The sequence below is a fragment of the Leifsonia sp. ALI-44-B genome (genome assembly GCF_001984125.1).
Taxonomy (GTDB): Bacteria; Actinomycetota; Actinomycetes; order Actinomycetales; family Microbacteriaceae; genus Okibacterium.
On sequence record NZ_MTQL01000007.1, the window covers coordinates 442807 to 458328 of the forward strand.

Sequence of the window (15522 nt, forward strand, 5' to 3'; positions counted from 1 at the left end):
CTTCATCTCAATACCAGTCTGAATCCACACGGGCATCGAATAGGATCATTTGGCTCGCTGATGTGGGATCGATCGTTATGTGACCCCGAAGGTAAGCGACGAGCTCATCTAGCTGATCCGCGTGCGCATCGAGAAAATCCGCAACTGCCAACGTCATCAACGGGTTGCTTTGGCGGTCCCCCTTTTTCACGGGGTGCCTCACCAACTCTCCGCGTTCTTCAGTAAGAATTTTGGGTTCCCGGAGGGCCGCGCTCTTTTCGGAGAGTTCGTATGTCAGATGCCAGGCGTCGAGAAGTCTGAGGTTAGCCTCGGCCTGTGCATCCAGAGCACGGAGCGTGCTCCATTCTCCAATGTTTTTATACGCTTTACGGAGGCCCTCAACGAGACGAACAACCGTGCCATCCCAGTGCAAGTACCCCCACAATCCAACGGCATTTCCATCGAGGGCTTCAACGGCGAGACCCAAACTAGGCACTAACTCAAGCCAGCGATCGTCCCTGTATCCATGCACAAGGGACTGCAGAAAGTCGTGGTTATCGTAAACGTTGGTGCTGACGTCCCATCGCGGTGAACTTGACTGCAGTTGATCCAGCCACAATCGGGCCGGTCCAACCCAACCGAGGGAATCGGCAATCACCATCGAGATCGACCCTCGAAAGACAGCCCACTGTGTGTCGTTCGACGTGCGCGCCCGACCGTTGAAAGTGTGGGTTGAGAGACCTCCACTCCATCCTTGGCATGCTTTCAAGAGGTCTGCTTCCGGGAAAAGATCAACATCATTGAACACACCCGAGCGCTCAACGAGATCGATCGCCCAACCATGGCCATCAATTAGCGCGCCGACCTTTTCTGGATAGCAGACAGCAAGCGGTAGACCATCGTGCTCTAGTCCAAGCAGGACAAGGTCTTCCGTGGACAAATCTTCGAGGTCGTCGCGATCGAAGTCTCCCCGCTTCATTAACACATCGCTCATAGGCTGGCGAGGATCCATGGACAGAATTGTGCCGAGCGCGAGGACCACGATGCGAGATTCACCCATAGACAGATGCAAGCCGACGAAGTCATCGACGTGCAGCGCCCGGAGACGAGCCTTCACGTCCTCCCAAGCTAGCGCCAGGTCCCGCGTTGGTGTCGCTTCAATTCGTCGCTGAGAAACAGTGAGGCTACGAGGCGTGGCTGTTTTCAAGGCCTCCACCTTGCGAGCGGAGCTTGGAGTCAGGCCATCCATCTCCAGGTTGAGCTGAAATCCTCCGAGGTCGAAGTCGCTGTGATGAACGTAATAGCTGAATGGAACGAGCAACTCATGCCAGTCAGTGGACACAATGATTGCGCGGACCATTTCCGGCGGGAGGCCCTTGTCCCGTCCCAAGAGATCTACATACTTTCCAATCTCGTGCACCGCCTGGCGGGACGTGGAACTTGCCTTCTTCAACTCAATCACAACAAAGGCACCGGTCGAGTCGCGGGCCAAAATATCGACGAAGCCGTCCGCACCGTGTGGGTTGCGCAAGTGATAGTTATTTGCCACTTTGACAAGACCGGGCTCGATGATCGAAAGGCGCGTTGCTAGCTGGTCCCGAATCGCGTTCTCTGTGATAGTCACGTGTGAACACTACTGACTAGTTAGTTGCATATGCCCCGTCTTTCCTCCGCCTCACCAGCTAGCTAGGAGGTAGTCCCCAGTCCGAAGAAATGCGTCACATGATCAATTCGTTTTCCCACCAAAGGAACCGGGGCTCTCTCCGTGCGGCACTAGTTGAGGCGACGAAAGGCGCGCATGGCCGAGATCGTCATCCAGAGGAAGATCAGGGCGGCGACGAGGCTGAGCCAGCGAAGCGGGATATCGAGGACGCGTGATAGGGCTGTGTCTGGGATAAAGATGGCGCCTGCGATTGCGACCAAAGTGATGAGGCCGCAAAAGACGGCGCGGTTCATCGCCGTCGGCTTGTCGCGGGCGAGGTCGTCTTCGCTCATGGCATCCGCTGGGTTGGTGGGCGGGGCGCCGAGGGGTGAGGCTTAGTAGCGGCTGCTGCGCGCGAGGGCGAGGAGGGCTGCCGCGCCGAGGCCACCGCCGACGAGGGTGATGAGGCCGATGAAGGGGAGTAGGAATTCCGCCATGTTGTGCTCCTTCGAAAAGTTCGTCGAGTCCAGGGTATCCGCAATGTGAGGGATGTTCGGTGGGCGGGGAGGGGGTTGCGGCTGATGTTGAGCGGCTGTTGCGGGACCGCATTCGGAAGATCGTGACGAAACCTCGTTCGAGACCGTCTTAGGGGAGGGCGCATTGGCGCCCGACGACAGGATGATCAGACGGGAGATCACGACCGTGCCACTCTTTTCGCGCGTTTCGACCTCGGGGGCTCGTCGCCCGCGGCCCGCAGCGGTGTGGGCCGCTCTTGTGACCGGGGCCGTTCTCTGCGTCTCGACCGTGGTGTTCGTGCTGCTGCCGGTGCTCGGACTGATCGGTGCGGCGGATGGCAGCACCGTGGGTGCGCTCGATGTTCCCGTCGGGTCGATCGCGGTGGCGCTGGTGACCGGGCTGGGGCTCGCGCTCGTGTTGCTGGCGCTGATCGTTGCAACCCGTAGTGGTGCGGTGGCGTGGGTTTTGGCGGTGGCCGCGGTGATTTCCACGCTGGTGGTGTCGTTGTGGCCGTTGGTGGCGACGGCGTTTGCGGCCGTGGGGCAGGCGGGAGAGGTCATCCCTTTTATTCAGGGGTTGATCGAGCAAGTTGGCCGGTAAACGCACGCGGCGCTGAGGGGGTTGCCCCTGTTAGGCGGTGAACGCCGCGCGGGCGGGCCGCGGGATTGCGAGGATTCGTCGAGGGTCACCCCGAATGAGGGATAGCGCGACAAAGTAGGACGCTCATACTCTTTGGGCGCGCTATGAGGCGCCTAAGTGGGGATGGATTCATGGATGAATCAGGCAAGACGCCCGCGGGATGGTTCCGCGACAACAACGGTCAGCTGCGGTGGTGGGACGGCATGCGCTGGACCGAGAAGACGCAAGGGTTTGATGCGCGCAGCGGGTCGTCGGCTCCGACCGTCGTCATTCCGACATCCGCTCAGAATCGGGCCGCAGGGGCGCGGGGTGTGACCGGGCCTCACGGCGCGACGCCTCAGCGCAAGATCGGCGCCTCGACGTGGATCGTCGGCGCAGTCGTCCTGGCGTTCGCCTTGATCGGGCTCGTGTCGGGCGGCCTCGGAGGATTCCTCATCATGCTCGGCATCGCCGGGCTGCTCACGGGCGTTTACGTCGCCATCACCGGGCGCGCCTCGTGGGCCATGTTGCTGCGTTCGCGCGGGGCGGGCGGCATCACGGCCGGTGTCGCCGTGGCCGCGCTTATTGCCGGTGGCGCGTTGCTGCCGGCCGGAGCGCAGACGTCTGTGGCCGAGACATCCCCCAGCGCTAGCGCTTCGGCCACCCCGACGCGCACTCCGACGCCGACTCCCACCCCCACACCGACCCCCGAGGCGTTCCCGATCGCGGATGTCGTGGGCAAGAGTGCCACCGACGCCGCCACGACCCTCGAAACGGCTGGCTATGTGATCGCCTACGCCGGCGCGGATGGTGTCGATGCGGCGACCCGCGCTTCGTGGAACGTCGTCTCGCAGACGCCCTCGGCCGGTAGCGCGCTCGAGAAGGGGGAGACCGTGACGATCACGGTTGCCGCTCCGGCGCCGGCTCCTGCTCCCGCTCCAGTGCCCGCGCCCGCTCCGAAACCGGCTCCCGCGCCCAAGCCCGCTCCCGCTCCCGCTCCGGCGCCTGCCCCTGCGCCCGCGCCTGCTCCGGCTCCCGCACCTGCCCCCGCTCCCGCACCGGCCCCTGCGCCGGGCGGCGTGATCCCGGGCGCCTTCTGCCCCGACGCCGCGGTCGGCAGCCCGGGCGTCGCCGACAACGGACGCACCTACGTCTGCGGCGGCAAGGGCCCCGACGCCAACGGCCATTACCACTGGAACACCACGGGCTAGCTCCGTTTCACGAAGCGCCTGCGAGGCCGCCGTTGCCCCTTGAGGCGCCGGCGGCCTCGTGTCGCATCAGCGAGCCACGGCCGGCCCCCTCCCCTGGTCGGAGTCCGGCGGAATTCCGAATCAGCGGCGACACCCGGCACTTCGCGGGAGGTATTGAGGCGGCGGCTCATGATCAGCTTGGCCCAGAGCGACGAACCGCGGCTCGGTTGGTATAGCTGCCGCTCTTCCCTTCGGCCCACGCGAGGAGGACGCTGGGGTGAGCGAAAGGGGTGGCGATGGCCGCAGTGCCGACGGGGCGTCGAGAGGCGAGGGATTTTGGCGAGGCGGTCGTGTTCGACCGGCGGTTCGAGGCGGGAATCGACGAGGTGTGGGGGTCGATCACCGAGTCGGCCCAGCTGCAGCAGTGGGTCGGCGAGTGGACGGGCGATCCCGGCAGCGGCTCGGTGAAATTTCGGATGACTGCCGAGGGTGACGATGTCCCGGCCGAGACCGTTTATCTCGATGAATGCTCGGCACCGTCACGGTTGCGGGCGCGGATCTACATGGGCGGCGGACCCGACGGCGACGAGAACGGGCCTGGCGAGAGCGGGCCCGACGCGACCGGCCCGGGCGACGAATGGCACTGGGAGATCACGCTGACCCAGACGGCAGGGGTCACGACGCTGACGTTTGCTCAGTCGGTGGGTGGGAGCATCCCCGTTTCGGATGTGGCGCCCGGGTGGGAGTACTACCTCGATCGGTTGGCCGCCTACCTCGCAGGTGAGGATGTCTCGGCCATCGACTTCGAGCGCGATTACCACCCAGCGCAGTGCGAGTTCTATGCCGCGCTCTTCGCCGAGGCTGGGGGCCGGAACGTTCCCTCCGACGGTTGAACGCCGCAACGCCCCAATCAGCCCGAGCGTGACAACCGCGCGGACCGCATTGGGCCGCAGCAGCCGCCGGTCAGCAGCCGGCGCGCGCAAGAACTCAATACTCCTGGAAGGCGGATGCCTGGGCTCGTTGCGTGCGCGCAGCCTGCTGGTTCAGGGCCGCGCACCAGCTCGGGTAAACGCGGAAACCGCGTTTGCCCGCCCGGCGGCCTGAGGTGATTCCGAGTTCGGCGAGATGCGGAGCGGTGAAACGGAAGACGCCACGGCGGTCCTGTTGCTCGACGAAGACGAGGAGGCCCGCCGCCGAGTCGTCGTCGCCGAAAGGCGCCGTCTCACCGTCGGCGTCGCGCCGCCAGAAGGCGACGAATGCACCCGGCTTCGTGGGGGTGTTACGCCCGGTTCGGATGTGCCAGGCCTCGTCGCCGAAACGCGCGATACCTGATTCGTAGTCGCTGTTCTGCGTTTCGGGGGCGATGGAGGCCACGACCCCGAACTCGGCCGCGTAGGCGTTGAAAGCGCTGAACTGCATCCGGCCAACGTATCCCAGACGGGGCGACAAGTCGCCGCCTGATCAGAGGGTGACGACCGCCTTGCGGGCCGAGACGCCGCGGCGGTTGGCGTCGAAGGCGGCCTGCACCTGGTCGAGGCCATGGCCGATGACGAGGGGTTCGGGGGCGACCGCGAAGGTTTTCGCCGCGAGGGCCTGGGGCAGGAAGTCGGCGTAGATGGCCGTGCTGACGGGGGTGTTCTTGAGCGAGCTGCCGATGACGAACTTCGAGCGGATGCCGCGCACGCTCGCCTTGGCGAAGTAGGCCGCTTGCGACATCCCGATGCGCATGAATGTGAGGGGAAGTCGTTTGCGGCGGCCGGGTTCGACGACGTTGTTGAAGGAGACGGGCGTGCTGAGCAGGGCGATGCGTTTGCGGCCGTCGACCTGGCGGACGATGTCGGAACAGCGTTCGGAGGAGCCGGCTCCGATCGCTGCCGCGCCCATGAAGGTTGTACCGCGCAAGGCCGCGACGATGTCGCCGACCACCGAGGCGCTCGAGTAGTCGAACAACTGCGAGGCGCCGAGCGAGCGCACGTAGTCGAAGTTGCGCGGGGATGCCGTGGCGACGACGTTATAGCCGGCTGCGACCGCGAGCTGCACGGCGTTGCTGCCGACGCTCGTCGACGCGCCCCAGACGAGGATCGTGCCCTTGCTCGCGGGCGCGGCCGAAGCGGCGGCCGGATGTGAGGGGCGTGCCGAGGATTCGCCGCTCGATGCATCCGCCGGGGCGAGACGCGGCTTCGGGTAGTCGAGGGCCAGCTGGTCGGCCTCGAAGAGGGCGCACGCGGCGGTCGAGAGGCCGAGCGGCAGGACGGCGGCGTTCTCGAAGGGCAGGTCGTCGGGGATGGGCGAGGCCAGGCGCTCGAAGACGACGCTGTAGCGCTGGAAGGCTCCGCGCGCCGACGAATTGCTGTCCTTGTCGGTGCCGACCGTCATGCCGAGCACCCGGTCACCGACGGCGAAACGCGTGACAGCCGAGCCGACCTCGACGACGACGCCCGCGACATCCGTGCCGATGATGGCCGGGTACTTCACCCACGGGTAGATGATCGTGCCGACCTCTTGCAGGATCCAGTCGAGGGGGTTGATGGCGACCGCCCGGTTCTCGACCACGATCTCGTCGGCCTCGGGGTGCGTGTAGGGGGCGGGCTCGACGCTGAGGCGAGCATGTTTCGGCGGAAGCCAGGCGGCCTGATTGGTGGGCATGCGATGTCCTCTGTGGATCGACGTCGGGGCAGCGGTGGGCCGGTGACCGAGCGCCCGGTGCGTGCTGCGTATAGGGGTCGGATGCCGTGATGACATCGAATGTCATGACTGTAACACTTCATGACATCCGATGTCATCGCCTACACTTGATTGCATGAGTCGATGGCAACCGGATGCGCGCGGGCGCCTGGAGCGCGCGGCCCTCGAGCTGTTCGCGCGGCAGGGGTTCGCCGAGACGACGGTTCCCGAGATCACGGCCGAGGCGGGGCTCACCACGCGCACCTTCTTCCGGCACTTCGCCGATAAACGCGAGGTTCTCTTCGCAGCCGAGGCCGGGCTGCCCCCGTTCATCGCGCAGCTCATGGCTGAGGCGCCCGCCGAACTCGGCCCCTACGACACGCTCACGCACAGCCTCGAGACGGTGGCCGCAACGCGCTTCGACGGGCTGCTCGACTACTTGATTGCGCGCCGGGCCGTCATCCGATCGGATGCGGGGCTGCGCGAGCGCGAACTGCGTAAACAAGAGGTGTTGGCCGAGGCGATCGAGCAGGGCTTCCTCGCCCGCGGGGTCGACGAGGCGACCTCGAGTCTCGTGGGTCGCATGGCGGCCGTCGTCTTCAACGTCTCGCTCGACCGCTGGCTCGACCTCGGCGGCTCGCGCACGCTGCTCGACCTCATGCGCGAACATCTCGCCATCACGCGGGCGACTTTCGGCGAGGCGAGTGAGCGCTGACGCTGGCCGGACGTGGCGGCGCGACTAACGGCTCGCAGCGCGCGGGGCCACGCGACCCCTGTCCATCGAACTAACGCTCGGCGCATTCACTCAGCGAAACCGCGGCCGCTCCCCCGGCCCACTCCTCTTAACCGTTCGCCACCGCGCCCGGCAGCTCGACCGGCTGCAACGTGGCGAACTTCGGCTCCCGATTGTCCCCCGACGACCGCCCGGTCAGCCGGCGCCCGATCCAGGGCAGCACATACTCCCGCCAGTACGCCGCCGTAGCCGGGCGCGAGACATCCTCATGATCGGGGCCGAATTCGGGGGCCGGCACGTCGAGCGCCACCAGGATGTTCGACGCCACCCGCCGGTGCCCGCGCGGGGCCAGGTGCAGCCGATCGCGCGACCAGTAGCGCAGGTCGGCGAGTTCGGCGTCCGCCCAATTGTCGACGAACGTCATGCCCTCGCGCGGCAGTTGCGCCCGCACCGCCTCGGCCAGCAGGTCGCCTCGCGCCTCGATGCGAGCCCCCATCGGCAGGTGTTTCGTCGGGTTGGCGCCGCTGATCACGAGCACGTGGATGCCCTCAGCCACCGCCCGGTCGGCCGCCGCCACGAGCTGCGACGCCACGTCGTCGATCGACACCTTGGGCCGCATGATGTCGTTGCCGCCGCCGTTGATGCTGATCAGCTGGGGGCGCAGCTCGATCGCGGCATCCATCTGGGGCCCGACGATCGGAGCCAGCAGGCGGCCTCGGATGGCGAGGTTGGCATAGGTGACGGTTTCGGGAGCCGCCGAAAGGGCGAGGCCCTGCGCCACCAGGTCGGCCCAGCCGCGCACGCGACCGTCGGGCAGTTCGTCGCCCACGCCCTCGGTAAAGCTGTCGCCCACGGCCACGAAACTGCGAAAGTCCATGACCCCAGTCCATCACTTCTCGTGGTGCGGCACCACCAGGGTGGGGCACGTGGCGCGGTGCACGCTCTGGGCGCTGACCGATCCGACGACGAGGCCCGCGAGCCGTCCTCGCCCGTGCCGCCCGACCACCAACATGAGCGCTTCTCGTGAGAGGCGCGTCAAAACCTCGGCCGGGTGACCGAGCATCGCTCGATATTCGATCGACACCGACGGGTGGGATGCCGCGTGCGGTGCGACCTGCGTTCCGAGCACCTCGCACACCGCCCGGGAGATCTCGTGGTGCGGAGATACCCCGCCCTCGCCCCACACCGAACCGCGCGGCGCCGTCTCGATGTTCCACGCGCGCACCACCGTCAGGGGCACCGCCAGGTCGTCGGCGAGCGAGAGCGCTTCGAGCAGCGCGCGGTCGGCCTCGGGCGAGCCGTCATGCCCGACGACGATCGACCCGGCGGGGGCGGGCCGTGAGGATGCCGCAGCTTCGGTGCCCGCGGGAACGTCGTGCAGAACATCCGCCGCCGTCTTGGCCGCGTGCTCGGGCGACGGGACGATGAGCACGGGCCCGCGCGACCGCTGCAACAGGTGGATCGTCACCGACCCGAGCGTGAGCCCCCGGAACCCGCCGTGGCCCCGCGCCCCCACGACGAGCAGGCGCGCCCCGTCCGAATTCTCGACCAGCACCTCGGCGGGAGAACCCCGGTGCACCTCGAGCTCGACGGGCACGGCGGGATGCTGGTCGCGCACGCGGGCCGTGTCCGACTCGAGGTCGCGACGCACCGTGGCCGAGACATCCTCATCACTCTGTGAGCGGCCGAGGATCTGCGTGACGGCGGGCAGGTGGGTGTCGAGGCTCCACGTGCGGACGATGTCGAGCGACGCCTTCAGCCGCTCGGCCAACGAGATCGACACCTCGAGAGCGTGATCGGCCCCCGCCGATCCGTCGTGTCCGACAACGATTCGTGCGTGCGCGTTCGTGTCCACCGAAACTCCCTTGTCGAGGTGTACGAGCCATCGGGCCCTCAGGCCCATGCTGGCACTGCGCGACGCGGGCGTCTAGGCCGGACGGCTCGCGGCTAGAACCTTCGCGACGCGGGCGACTAGGCCGGGCGGCGGGCTAGAGCGCGCCGCGCGCCTCGAGGTAGGTCTGCGGGTTGGTGAACTTGCCGTCGAGCTGCACCTTGAGATCGAGGTGGCAGCCGCTGACGACCCCGGTCGCGCCGACGAGCGCGACGATCGTGCCGCCCTCGATGAGGTCACCGACGGCGACCTTGAACGAGCCGGTCTGCACGTGACCGTAAATGGTTTCGACTCCGCCGCCGTGGTCGACGATCACGCGCTGGCCGTAAGACCCGCCGCTGCCCGTGAAGGTGACGCGGCCGGCCGAAACGGCCTTGATGGGGGTGCCGCAGTCGGCGCTGAAGTCCATGCCGTCGTGGAAGCTGTTCGAGCAGCCGGCGCCGTTGCAGATGAGGCCGCGGGGGCCGTAGGGCGACGAGATCGGGCCGGCCACGGGGCGTTGCCAGACCGTGGAGACGGTGTCGAGGTATCCGCTGAGGTCGGCGTCGGTCGAGGCCGAGGACGAGCGGTTGGGGTCGAACGCGCGGGCGGCGGTGCCGGCGGCGGCCTGGGCGGCGAGACGCGCGGCCTCATCGGAGGCCTTCTTGGCGGCGGCGGCCGCGGCGGCACGAGACGCCGTGAGCTCGGCCGTGGTGGTCGCGGAGTAGGTGTCGCGGTTGACGAGAATCGGCAGCGCCTTCTCGTTCACGTTGAGGCTCTGGGCCTCGAGCTGCGAGAAGTTGCTGGCCGGCGGCAGGTTCGACTCGGTGAAGGCGAAGGCCGGCAGGGCCAGCGTTCCGATCAGACCGGGAACGGCCAGCAGCAACATCGCCGAACGGCGAAAGCTCTGCCAGAAACGGCGGCTCTGCGGCGTGCGCCACGGCTCCCGGTTGATGGCCCGCGTAGCGTCGGCTTTCTGCACGGCGGTGCGCGAAGAACGCGACGACGTCGAACGGGTGGAGCGTGAACGCACGGTGACCTTCCGGGGCAAAAGTTCCGAAGTCACCCATTCTAGGGTGGCGCGCGCTTCGATGGGTGATTCTTCCTCGAAGCGCACGCCACGACGTCAGTCGCTCAGCACCACCTGGTCGAGCATAAGGTGGCCCCAGGCGCCGGTCGCGTCATCCAGGATCTGCAGCTGGGCCGTGCGCCCCTGCAGGTCGTCGAGGTTCCAGGTCACGCTGCGCAGAGCCGCCGTATTGTCCCCCGTCGCGGTGCGCACGGGCTGCCCATCGACCAGGAGATTCACGGATGTCGCGGGCTCGACCCCGAGCGCATGATTGCCGCCACCGACCAAGAAGTGCAGGTTCTTGCGGTCGATCGTGAAGCTCGGCGACGTGATGGTGCCCGTCGCCGCGTCACCGCCGGCCGAGGCGAGGTACGTGTCGAGCACCTTCGTGCCGACCTGGCCGCGCAGGGCCGCCGCCGCGGGCGCGGCGCCCACGAAACTGCCCGTCGCCGACCATCCGGTGCCGAACGTGGTGCCCTCGAAGTCGGCGATCGTGCGAGCCGGGCGCTGCGCGAGGTTGCCGAACTCGGTGATCGTCAGGTTCGAGAACGTGGCCGCGCCGCCGTCGGTGAAGAGGCGGATGCCCCCGTCGGCCGGGTTCGCGAACACCTGACTCGAGTGCACGTAGCGTCCGTCATCCACGAAGACCTCGATGGTCGTGCGATCCACGAGAATCCGCAGGTGCACTTTCTTTGCGGCGGGGTCGAAGGGGGTGCGGCTCTCGAGCTTCTGGCCCGAGGCATCCGGATTGCCCGTCGGCCCACGGTTGGAGTAGACGAAATTCGAGAAGACGCCCACATCGGCGTGACGCGTGCCATCGGCCGAGGTGCGCAGCTGCAGGCCGACGTTGTTCAGCTGCGACCAGCTGATGTCGGTCTCGAGCTGATAGGCGGTGCCCGTGTAGGGCAGGGTCGTGCTTCCGTTCACCGCGAACGTGCCGAGGTTCTGCACCGAGGTGGCATGGTTGGCGAGCGCGGCCACGGGCTGCGACAGCAGGCTGTAACCCGCGCCCTTCTTCGCCAACCGGATCTCGCGTGTGATCGAGTCGGTGCCGTTGAAACCGTCGGCGGCCCAGGTGGGCGTCGTGTGCGGGTAAGACCAGTTGTTCATCCAGCCGATCGCGAACCGGCGGTCGTTGGCCGTTGCGGCGGGGTCGGCCCAGGTGACGGCGCCGTACCAGTCGAAGCCGTGGTCGAGCCACTGCGGCGCGGTGCCCGGGTCGGGCGTGAAGGCGCTGCCGTCGAACGAACCCGTCCAATAGGCGTAGGTGTTGGGCTCGTTGGTGGCATAACCGTTGGCGCTGATGCCCAGCACCCACTTCGAGGTGCCGTCGCTCGCCGTGATCTGGAACAGGTCGGGGCATTCGAGCGTGCCCAGGTTGGTGTTCACATAATCGGATGCGTGCGTCCACGTCTTCAGGTCGGGCGACGTGTAGAAGCCGATTTTCTGCCCTTCGGCGATGAGGGCGACCCAGCGGGAGCGCGCGGCATCCCACACCACCTTCGGATCGCGGAAGTCGGCGCGGCCCCCGTTGGCGATCACCGGTTGCTCGCCCGAGGGCGTGAAGTTGCGGCCACCGTCGGTCGAATACCAGAGGAACTGCGCTTGCGGGCCCGACGCGTTGGCGATCTGGGCGGGCGTCGGATGGTCCATCTGCGTGACCATCATGACGACGGCGTTGGCCCCGAAGCCGGCCGTGTTGGCCGTGTCGACGACCGCCGAACCGGACCACAGGTCGTAGTTGGGGTTCGTCCCCTTCTGCGCGGCGACGCCCTGGTCGGCGAAAGCCACGTTGTCGGTCGTGGTGGCGAGCCGCCAGGCGGTGCCGACCTTCTGGTCGTAGTCCGCGTTATAGAGGTAGTAGTAGTTGAACTGGCCGTTGATGAAGACGGGGCGCTGCGGGTCGTTCTTCCAGTGGTCGGGCACCGTGAAGTGGTACTGCGCTCGATAGCTGACGGCGGCGATGGCGGTGCCGGATGTGGCGACGGCGGCGAGCGCGGAGGTGCCGGTTGTCGCGGCGCCGGTCGCCGGGTTCGCCGGGTTCGCTGTGGCCGAGGCGGGCAGGGCGAGGCCCAGGGTGAGCGTGGCGGCGGCGAGCACGGCGCCCCATCGGCGTGCGGCGCTGCGCCGGTTCGACGCGCTCGGTCGGGTGTTCGGTTCAGTCATCGTTGACTCCTTGTGATGGGTGGGTTGATCAGGGGGCGGGCGGGCCGCCCAGTTCGTGCAGCCACGGCGGGTTGGCGCCGCGGCGTGAGACGGTGATGGCGGCGGCGCGGGCGCTGAGGCGCAGCATCCGGTCGACCGTTGCGAGAGAGATGTCGTGCAGGCGCGCGCGGGCCGAGGCGGTTGCGAGGTCGGCGCGCACGAGGCCCTCGACGAGGCCCGCCATGAAGGTGTCGCCGGCGCCGATCGTGTCGACGACGGCCGTGCGTTCCGACGGCACCGTGAGGTCGCCGTGCGATGTGGCGGCCGTGGCCCCCGAGGCGCCGCGCGTGACGACGACGAGCGCGGGGCCCGAGCGCTGCCAGTCGCGGGCGGCGTGGAGGGGGTCGGCTCCGGGCCGCAGCCACTCGAGGTCTTCGTCGCTGAGCTTGACGACGTCGGCCGCTCGGATGAGATCGTCTACGCGGGCACGCACGGCGCCGGCATCCGCGTCGGCGATCAAGGCCGGGCGGATGTTGGGGTCGAACGTGATGAGCGACTGCGGCGAGCGCTCGGCGACGAGAGCTGAGACATCCTCGGCGCCGGGGAGCAGGAATGCGCCCACCGACCCCACATGCAGGATGTCGCTGCGGCCGACCGACCGTCGGTCGAGCTGCCAGCGCAGGTCGAACTCATAGCTGGCGGCACCCGAGGTGTCGAGGCGAGCCGTGGCGACCGAGGTCACGACAGACTCGCCGGGCCCTTCCACTGACGACACGACGGCGACCCCCGACTGGGCGAGCCAGGCGCGCACGGTGTCGCCCGCCGCATCCGCGCCGAGCATCGTGACGAGCTCGGGATGCCGCGCCCACCGGCCGAGCGTCAACGCCACGTTGGCCGGGCTCCCGCCGGGAGCGTCCTCGGACTCGCCGTTCGCGCGCAGCACGCGGTCGATCAGGGCCTCACCCACGACGACGATACGCGGCTGCCCGGGCGACGCCGCCCCGCTCATCGCGCGGCGCTCACCGACAGGTCGGCGTCGTTGTCGACATCATCCCGGTCACGGACATCCGACTCGCCGGCATCCGACACCTCGCCCTCGACCTCGGCCCCGGCGACAGCCCGCGGCACCAACCCGCGCACGGGATCGGCCGTCACCAGCATGGGGTCGCTCAGCGCCCCCACGAACTCGCCGTCGACCATATTCACGAACCCGAGCAGCGCCCACCCGCCATCCGCGGCGCGCACCAGGCGCGAGGCATACAGATCGGTGCGTTCGAACAGCTGCGCCCGCGAGAAGTCGACCTCGGCGAGCCGCTCGTCGACGACGACGCTGTACACGCCGCCCGCCTCCCCCGCGGCCTGCCGCTCGGGCGACAGCTCGGCCCAGCCGCAGCAGAACAGCAGCACGGGCACGCCGTCGACGATCTCGAACTGGAACACCTCGAGCTGCCCGAAACCCTGCCCCGGCTCGCTCAGCGGCGGCTGCACGGCCCAGTCGACGAGGTTCCCGCTCGTGGCGTGACCGAGCACACCGCGCACGCGCGCATCGCCGTGGTTCGCCCGCGCCGTGATGAGCATGTGCCACGTAGCCTCGCCCGGGAAGCGGAAGACCCACGGGTCGCGCCACGCCTGGTCGTGCCAGAGCGAGCGGTCGAGTAGTTCGTACCAGCGCGGGTCGGCCTCGACGAGCGGTGCGCTCGACACCTTCGACCACGTCATCAGGTCGGGCGAGGTGGCGGCGCCGACGCGCTGCACCATGGTGTCCTCGGCGCGAGACGTGCCCGTGTAGAACATCCACCACAGGCCGTCGTCGTCGCGCACCACCGAACCGGTCCAGGTGGTTCCGTCGTCGAACGCGCCGGGTTCCGACACGATGAGCGCATCCTCGACCACGGTCCAGGTGGTCAGATCGTGGCTCACGGCGTGGCCGACGATCGGATGCCGGTGCCGGCGATCGGGATCACCCAGCGCCTTGCTCGCGTGCAGATAGAACGCGTGCGTCACGCCGCCCTCCTGCACATACCAGGAGTCCCAGATCCACTTGTCGGGAAGCTGCAGAGTCATCGGGGGGCCTAACCTTTCACACCGCTGGACGCGATGCTGTTGACGAACGAACGTTGGAACGCGATGAACAGGGCCACGACGGGCAGCGTGATGAGCGACGCATACGCCATCACCTCACCCCACGACACGTTCAGCTGGAAGAAGTACTGCACGCCGACCATCACGGGCCGCAACTCCTCGGTCTGCACCACCATGAGTGGCCACAGATAGGAGTTCCACGCGGGCAGGAACGTGAGGATGGCGACGGTCGCGACGGCGGGACCCGACAACGGCATGACGACCTGACGGTAGATGCGGAACCATCCGGCCCCGTCCATGCGCGCCGCCTCGTCGAGCTCCTTGGGGATCGACTCGAAGTACTGGTGGAAGAGGTAGATCGAGAACGCGTTGGCGATGAACGGGATGATCTGCACCTGATAGGTGTCGATCCATCCCTTGCTGAAGCCCAGGCTGAAACCGTCGAGCGTGAGCGAGGGCAGCTGGTTGACCCACCACACGAGCGGCAGGGCCAGCGTTTCGAACGGCACGATGAGCGTGGCGATGATGAGCGTGAGGATGATCGACTTGCCCCGCATGCTCATGCGCGACAGGGCGAACGCGGCCAGGCTGTTGACGAGGATGCCGAGCAGCACCGTGATGGCAGAGATGCCGATCGAGTTGATCAGAAACCGTGCCGCCGGGACGCGATCGAACACGGCCGCGTAGTTGTCGAACGAGATGTTGCCGATGGGCAGGAACGCCGCGACCGAGGACAGGTCGCCGAAGATCTGCTGATCGGGTTTGAGCGACGACACGAACATGAAGAGCAGCGGGAAGGCGAAGACCACCGCGAGCGCGAGGCGCAGCAGCCATCCGCCGAGGCCCGCGCGTCGGCGACCCGACCAGCGCGACGAGAGACCGTCGGCCCGTCCCCCGCCGGACGTGCCGCCTCGACGGGAACGGCTGCCGCGCCGGCCGGAATTCGCCACCGTGACGACGGCGGGTTGCTCGGGCGATGACGCCGCGGCATCCGGAAGTTGTGTGAGAGCCATG

15 protein-coding genes are annotated in these 15522 nt (G+C 67.6%); 4 read left to right on the forward strand and 11 right to left on the reverse strand.

Going from position 1 to position 15522, the window contains the following annotated elements; genetic code table 11:
• Positions 1-7: 7 nt before the first annotated feature.
• Both ALI44B_RS09060 and ALI44B_RS09065 read right to left on the reverse strand, forming a co-directional pair.
• Positions 8-1603: an endonuclease NucS domain-containing protein gene (locus ALI44B_RS09060; protein ID WP_077054394.1), complete on the reverse strand. Its 1596-nt coding sequence runs from the start codon at positions 1601-1603 to the stop codon at positions 8-10.
• A 149-nt stretch (positions 1604-1752) separates the two neighbouring features.
• Entirely contained in the window at positions 1753-1974 is a 222-nt protein-coding gene (locus ALI44B_RS09065) for a hypothetical protein (RefSeq protein WP_077054395.1), read from the reverse strand.
• A 307-nt stretch (positions 1975-2281) separates the two neighbouring features.
• Between ALI44B_RS09065 and ALI44B_RS09070 the strand changes: the two genes are divergently transcribed.
• The 3 genes from ALI44B_RS09070 (at position 2282) to ALI44B_RS09080 (ending at position 4838) form a co-directional block, all read left to right on the forward strand.
• Complete coding sequence (locus ALI44B_RS09070) at positions 2282-2737, forward strand: hypothetical protein (RefSeq protein WP_238592173.1); 456 nt, start codon at positions 2282-2284, stop codon at positions 2735-2737.
• 170 nt (positions 2738-2907) lie between these two features.
• Positions 2908-3966 (forward strand): PASTA domain-containing protein, encoded by a 1059-nt coding sequence (locus ALI44B_RS09075; RefSeq protein WP_077054396.1) that lies wholly within the window; start codon positions 2908-2910, stop codon positions 3964-3966.
• Positions 3967-4241: 275 nt separating this feature from the next.
• Complete coding sequence (locus ALI44B_RS09080; protein WP_077054397.1) at positions 4242-4838, forward strand: SRPBCC domain-containing protein; 597 nt, start codon at positions 4242-4244, stop codon at positions 4836-4838.
• 94 nt (positions 4839-4932) lie between these two features.
• Here the strand turns inward: ALI44B_RS09080 and ALI44B_RS09085 are convergent, their stop codons facing one another.
• Positions 4933-5364 (reverse strand): MepB family protein, encoded by a 432-nt coding sequence (locus tag ALI44B_RS09085; RefSeq protein WP_077054398.1) that lies wholly within the window; start codon positions 5362-5364, stop codon positions 4933-4935.
• A gap of 42 nt (positions 5365-5406) precedes the next feature.
• The gene (locus tag ALI44B_RS09090; RefSeq protein ID WP_077054399.1) at positions 5407-6591 is read right to left on the reverse strand and encodes a zinc-binding alcohol dehydrogenase family protein; all 1185 of its coding nucleotides are present in this window, start codon (positions 6589-6591) and stop codon (positions 5407-5409) included.
• 154 nt (positions 6592-6745) lie between these two features.
• On the opposite strand from ALI44B_RS09090, the gene ALI44B_RS09095 reads away from it, so the two are divergent.
• Positions 6746-7324 carry a TetR/AcrR family transcriptional regulator gene (locus tag ALI44B_RS09095; protein ID WP_077054400.1) on the forward strand — a complete coding sequence of 193 codons (579 nt, stop codon included), beginning with the start codon at positions 6746-6748 and terminating at the stop codon, positions 7322-7324.
• 127 nt (positions 7325-7451) lie between these two features.
• On the opposite strand, the gene ALI44B_RS09100 is transcribed toward ALI44B_RS09095, so the two are convergent.
• From ALI44B_RS09100 to ALI44B_RS09130, 7 genes are all read right to left on the reverse strand, one after another.
• Complete coding sequence (locus tag ALI44B_RS09100) at positions 7452-8219, reverse strand: SGNH/GDSL hydrolase family protein (RefSeq protein ID WP_077054401.1); 768 nt, start codon at positions 8217-8219, stop codon at positions 7452-7454.
• A 12-nt stretch (positions 8220-8231) separates the two neighbouring features.
• Positions 8232-9197: a universal stress protein gene (locus ALI44B_RS09105; protein ID WP_077054402.1), complete on the reverse strand. Its 966-nt coding sequence runs from the start codon at positions 9195-9197 to the stop codon at positions 8232-8234.
• Between the two features lie 133 nt (positions 9198-9330).
• Complete coding sequence (locus tag ALI44B_RS09110) at positions 9331-10245, reverse strand: M23 family metallopeptidase (protein WP_143459152.1); 915 nt, start codon at positions 10243-10245, stop codon at positions 9331-9333.
• A 93-nt stretch (positions 10246-10338) separates the two neighbouring features.
• Complete coding sequence (locus ALI44B_RS09115) at positions 10339-12447, reverse strand: glycoside hydrolase family 32 protein (protein WP_077054404.1); 2109 nt, start codon at positions 12445-12447, stop codon at positions 10339-10341.
• Positions 12448-12475: 28 nt separating this feature from the next.
• Positions 12476-13435 carry a carbohydrate kinase family protein gene (locus ALI44B_RS09120; protein WP_077054405.1) on the reverse strand — a complete coding sequence of 320 codons (960 nt, stop codon included), beginning with the start codon at positions 13433-13435 and terminating at the stop codon, positions 12476-12478.
• Positions 13432-14490, reverse strand: coding sequence for a glycoside hydrolase family protein (locus ALI44B_RS09125; RefSeq protein WP_083709807.1), 1059 nt, complete (start codon positions 14488-14490; stop codon positions 13432-13434). The genes ALI44B_RS09120 and ALI44B_RS09125 overlap by 4 nt, the downstream gene beginning before the upstream one ends.
• 8 nt (positions 14491-14498) lie before the next feature.
• On the reverse strand, positions 14499-15521 hold the full coding sequence (locus tag ALI44B_RS09130; RefSeq protein WP_083709809.1) for a carbohydrate ABC transporter permease: 1023 nt from the start codon (positions 15519-15521) through the stop codon (positions 14499-14501).
• Position 15522: the final 1 nt, after the last annotated feature.

Excerpts from the sequence above, each read along its gene's own strand:
- ALI44B_RS09080 (WP_077054397.1), top strand. The coding sequence starts at position 4,242 with ATGGCCGCAGTGCCGACGGGGCGTCGAGAGGCGAGGGATTTTGGCGAG.
- ALI44B_RS09090 (WP_077054399.1), bottom strand. The coding sequence starts at position 6,591 with ATGCCCACCAATCAGGCCGCCTGGCTTCCGCCGAAACATGCTCGCCTC.
- ALI44B_RS09065 (WP_077054395.1), bottom strand. The coding sequence starts at position 1,974 with ATGAGCGAAGACGACCTCGCCCGCGACAAGCCGACGGCGATGAACCGC.
- ALI44B_RS09085 (WP_077054398.1), bottom strand. The coding sequence starts at position 5,364 with ATGCAGTTCAGCGCTTTCAACGCCTACGCGGCCGAGTTCGGGGTCGTG.
- ALI44B_RS09120 (WP_077054405.1), bottom strand. The coding sequence starts at position 13,435 with ATGAGCGGGGCGGCGTCGCCCGGGCAGCCGCGTATCGTCGTCGTGGGT.
- ALI44B_RS09095 (WP_077054400.1), top strand. The coding sequence starts at position 6,746 with ATGAGTCGATGGCAACCGGATGCGCGCGGGCGCCTGGAGCGCGCGGCC.
- ALI44B_RS09100 (WP_077054401.1), bottom strand. The coding sequence starts at position 8,219 with ATGGACTTTCGCAGTTTCGTGGCCGTGGGCGACAGCTTTACCGAGGGC.
- ALI44B_RS09130 (WP_083709809.1), bottom strand. The coding sequence starts at position 15,521 with ATGGCTCTCACACAACTTCCGGATGCCGCGGCGTCATCGCCCGAGCAA.
- ALI44B_RS09115 (WP_077054404.1), bottom strand. The coding sequence starts at position 12,447 with ATGACTGAACCGAACACCCGACCGAGCGCGTCGAACCGGCGCAGCGCC.
- ALI44B_RS09125 (WP_083709807.1), bottom strand. The coding sequence starts at position 14,490 with ATGACTCTGCAGCTTCCCGACAAGTGGATCTGGGACTCCTGGTATGTG.
- ALI44B_RS09075 (WP_077054396.1), top strand. The coding sequence starts at position 2,908 with ATGGATGAATCAGGCAAGACGCCCGCGGGATGGTTCCGCGACAACAAC.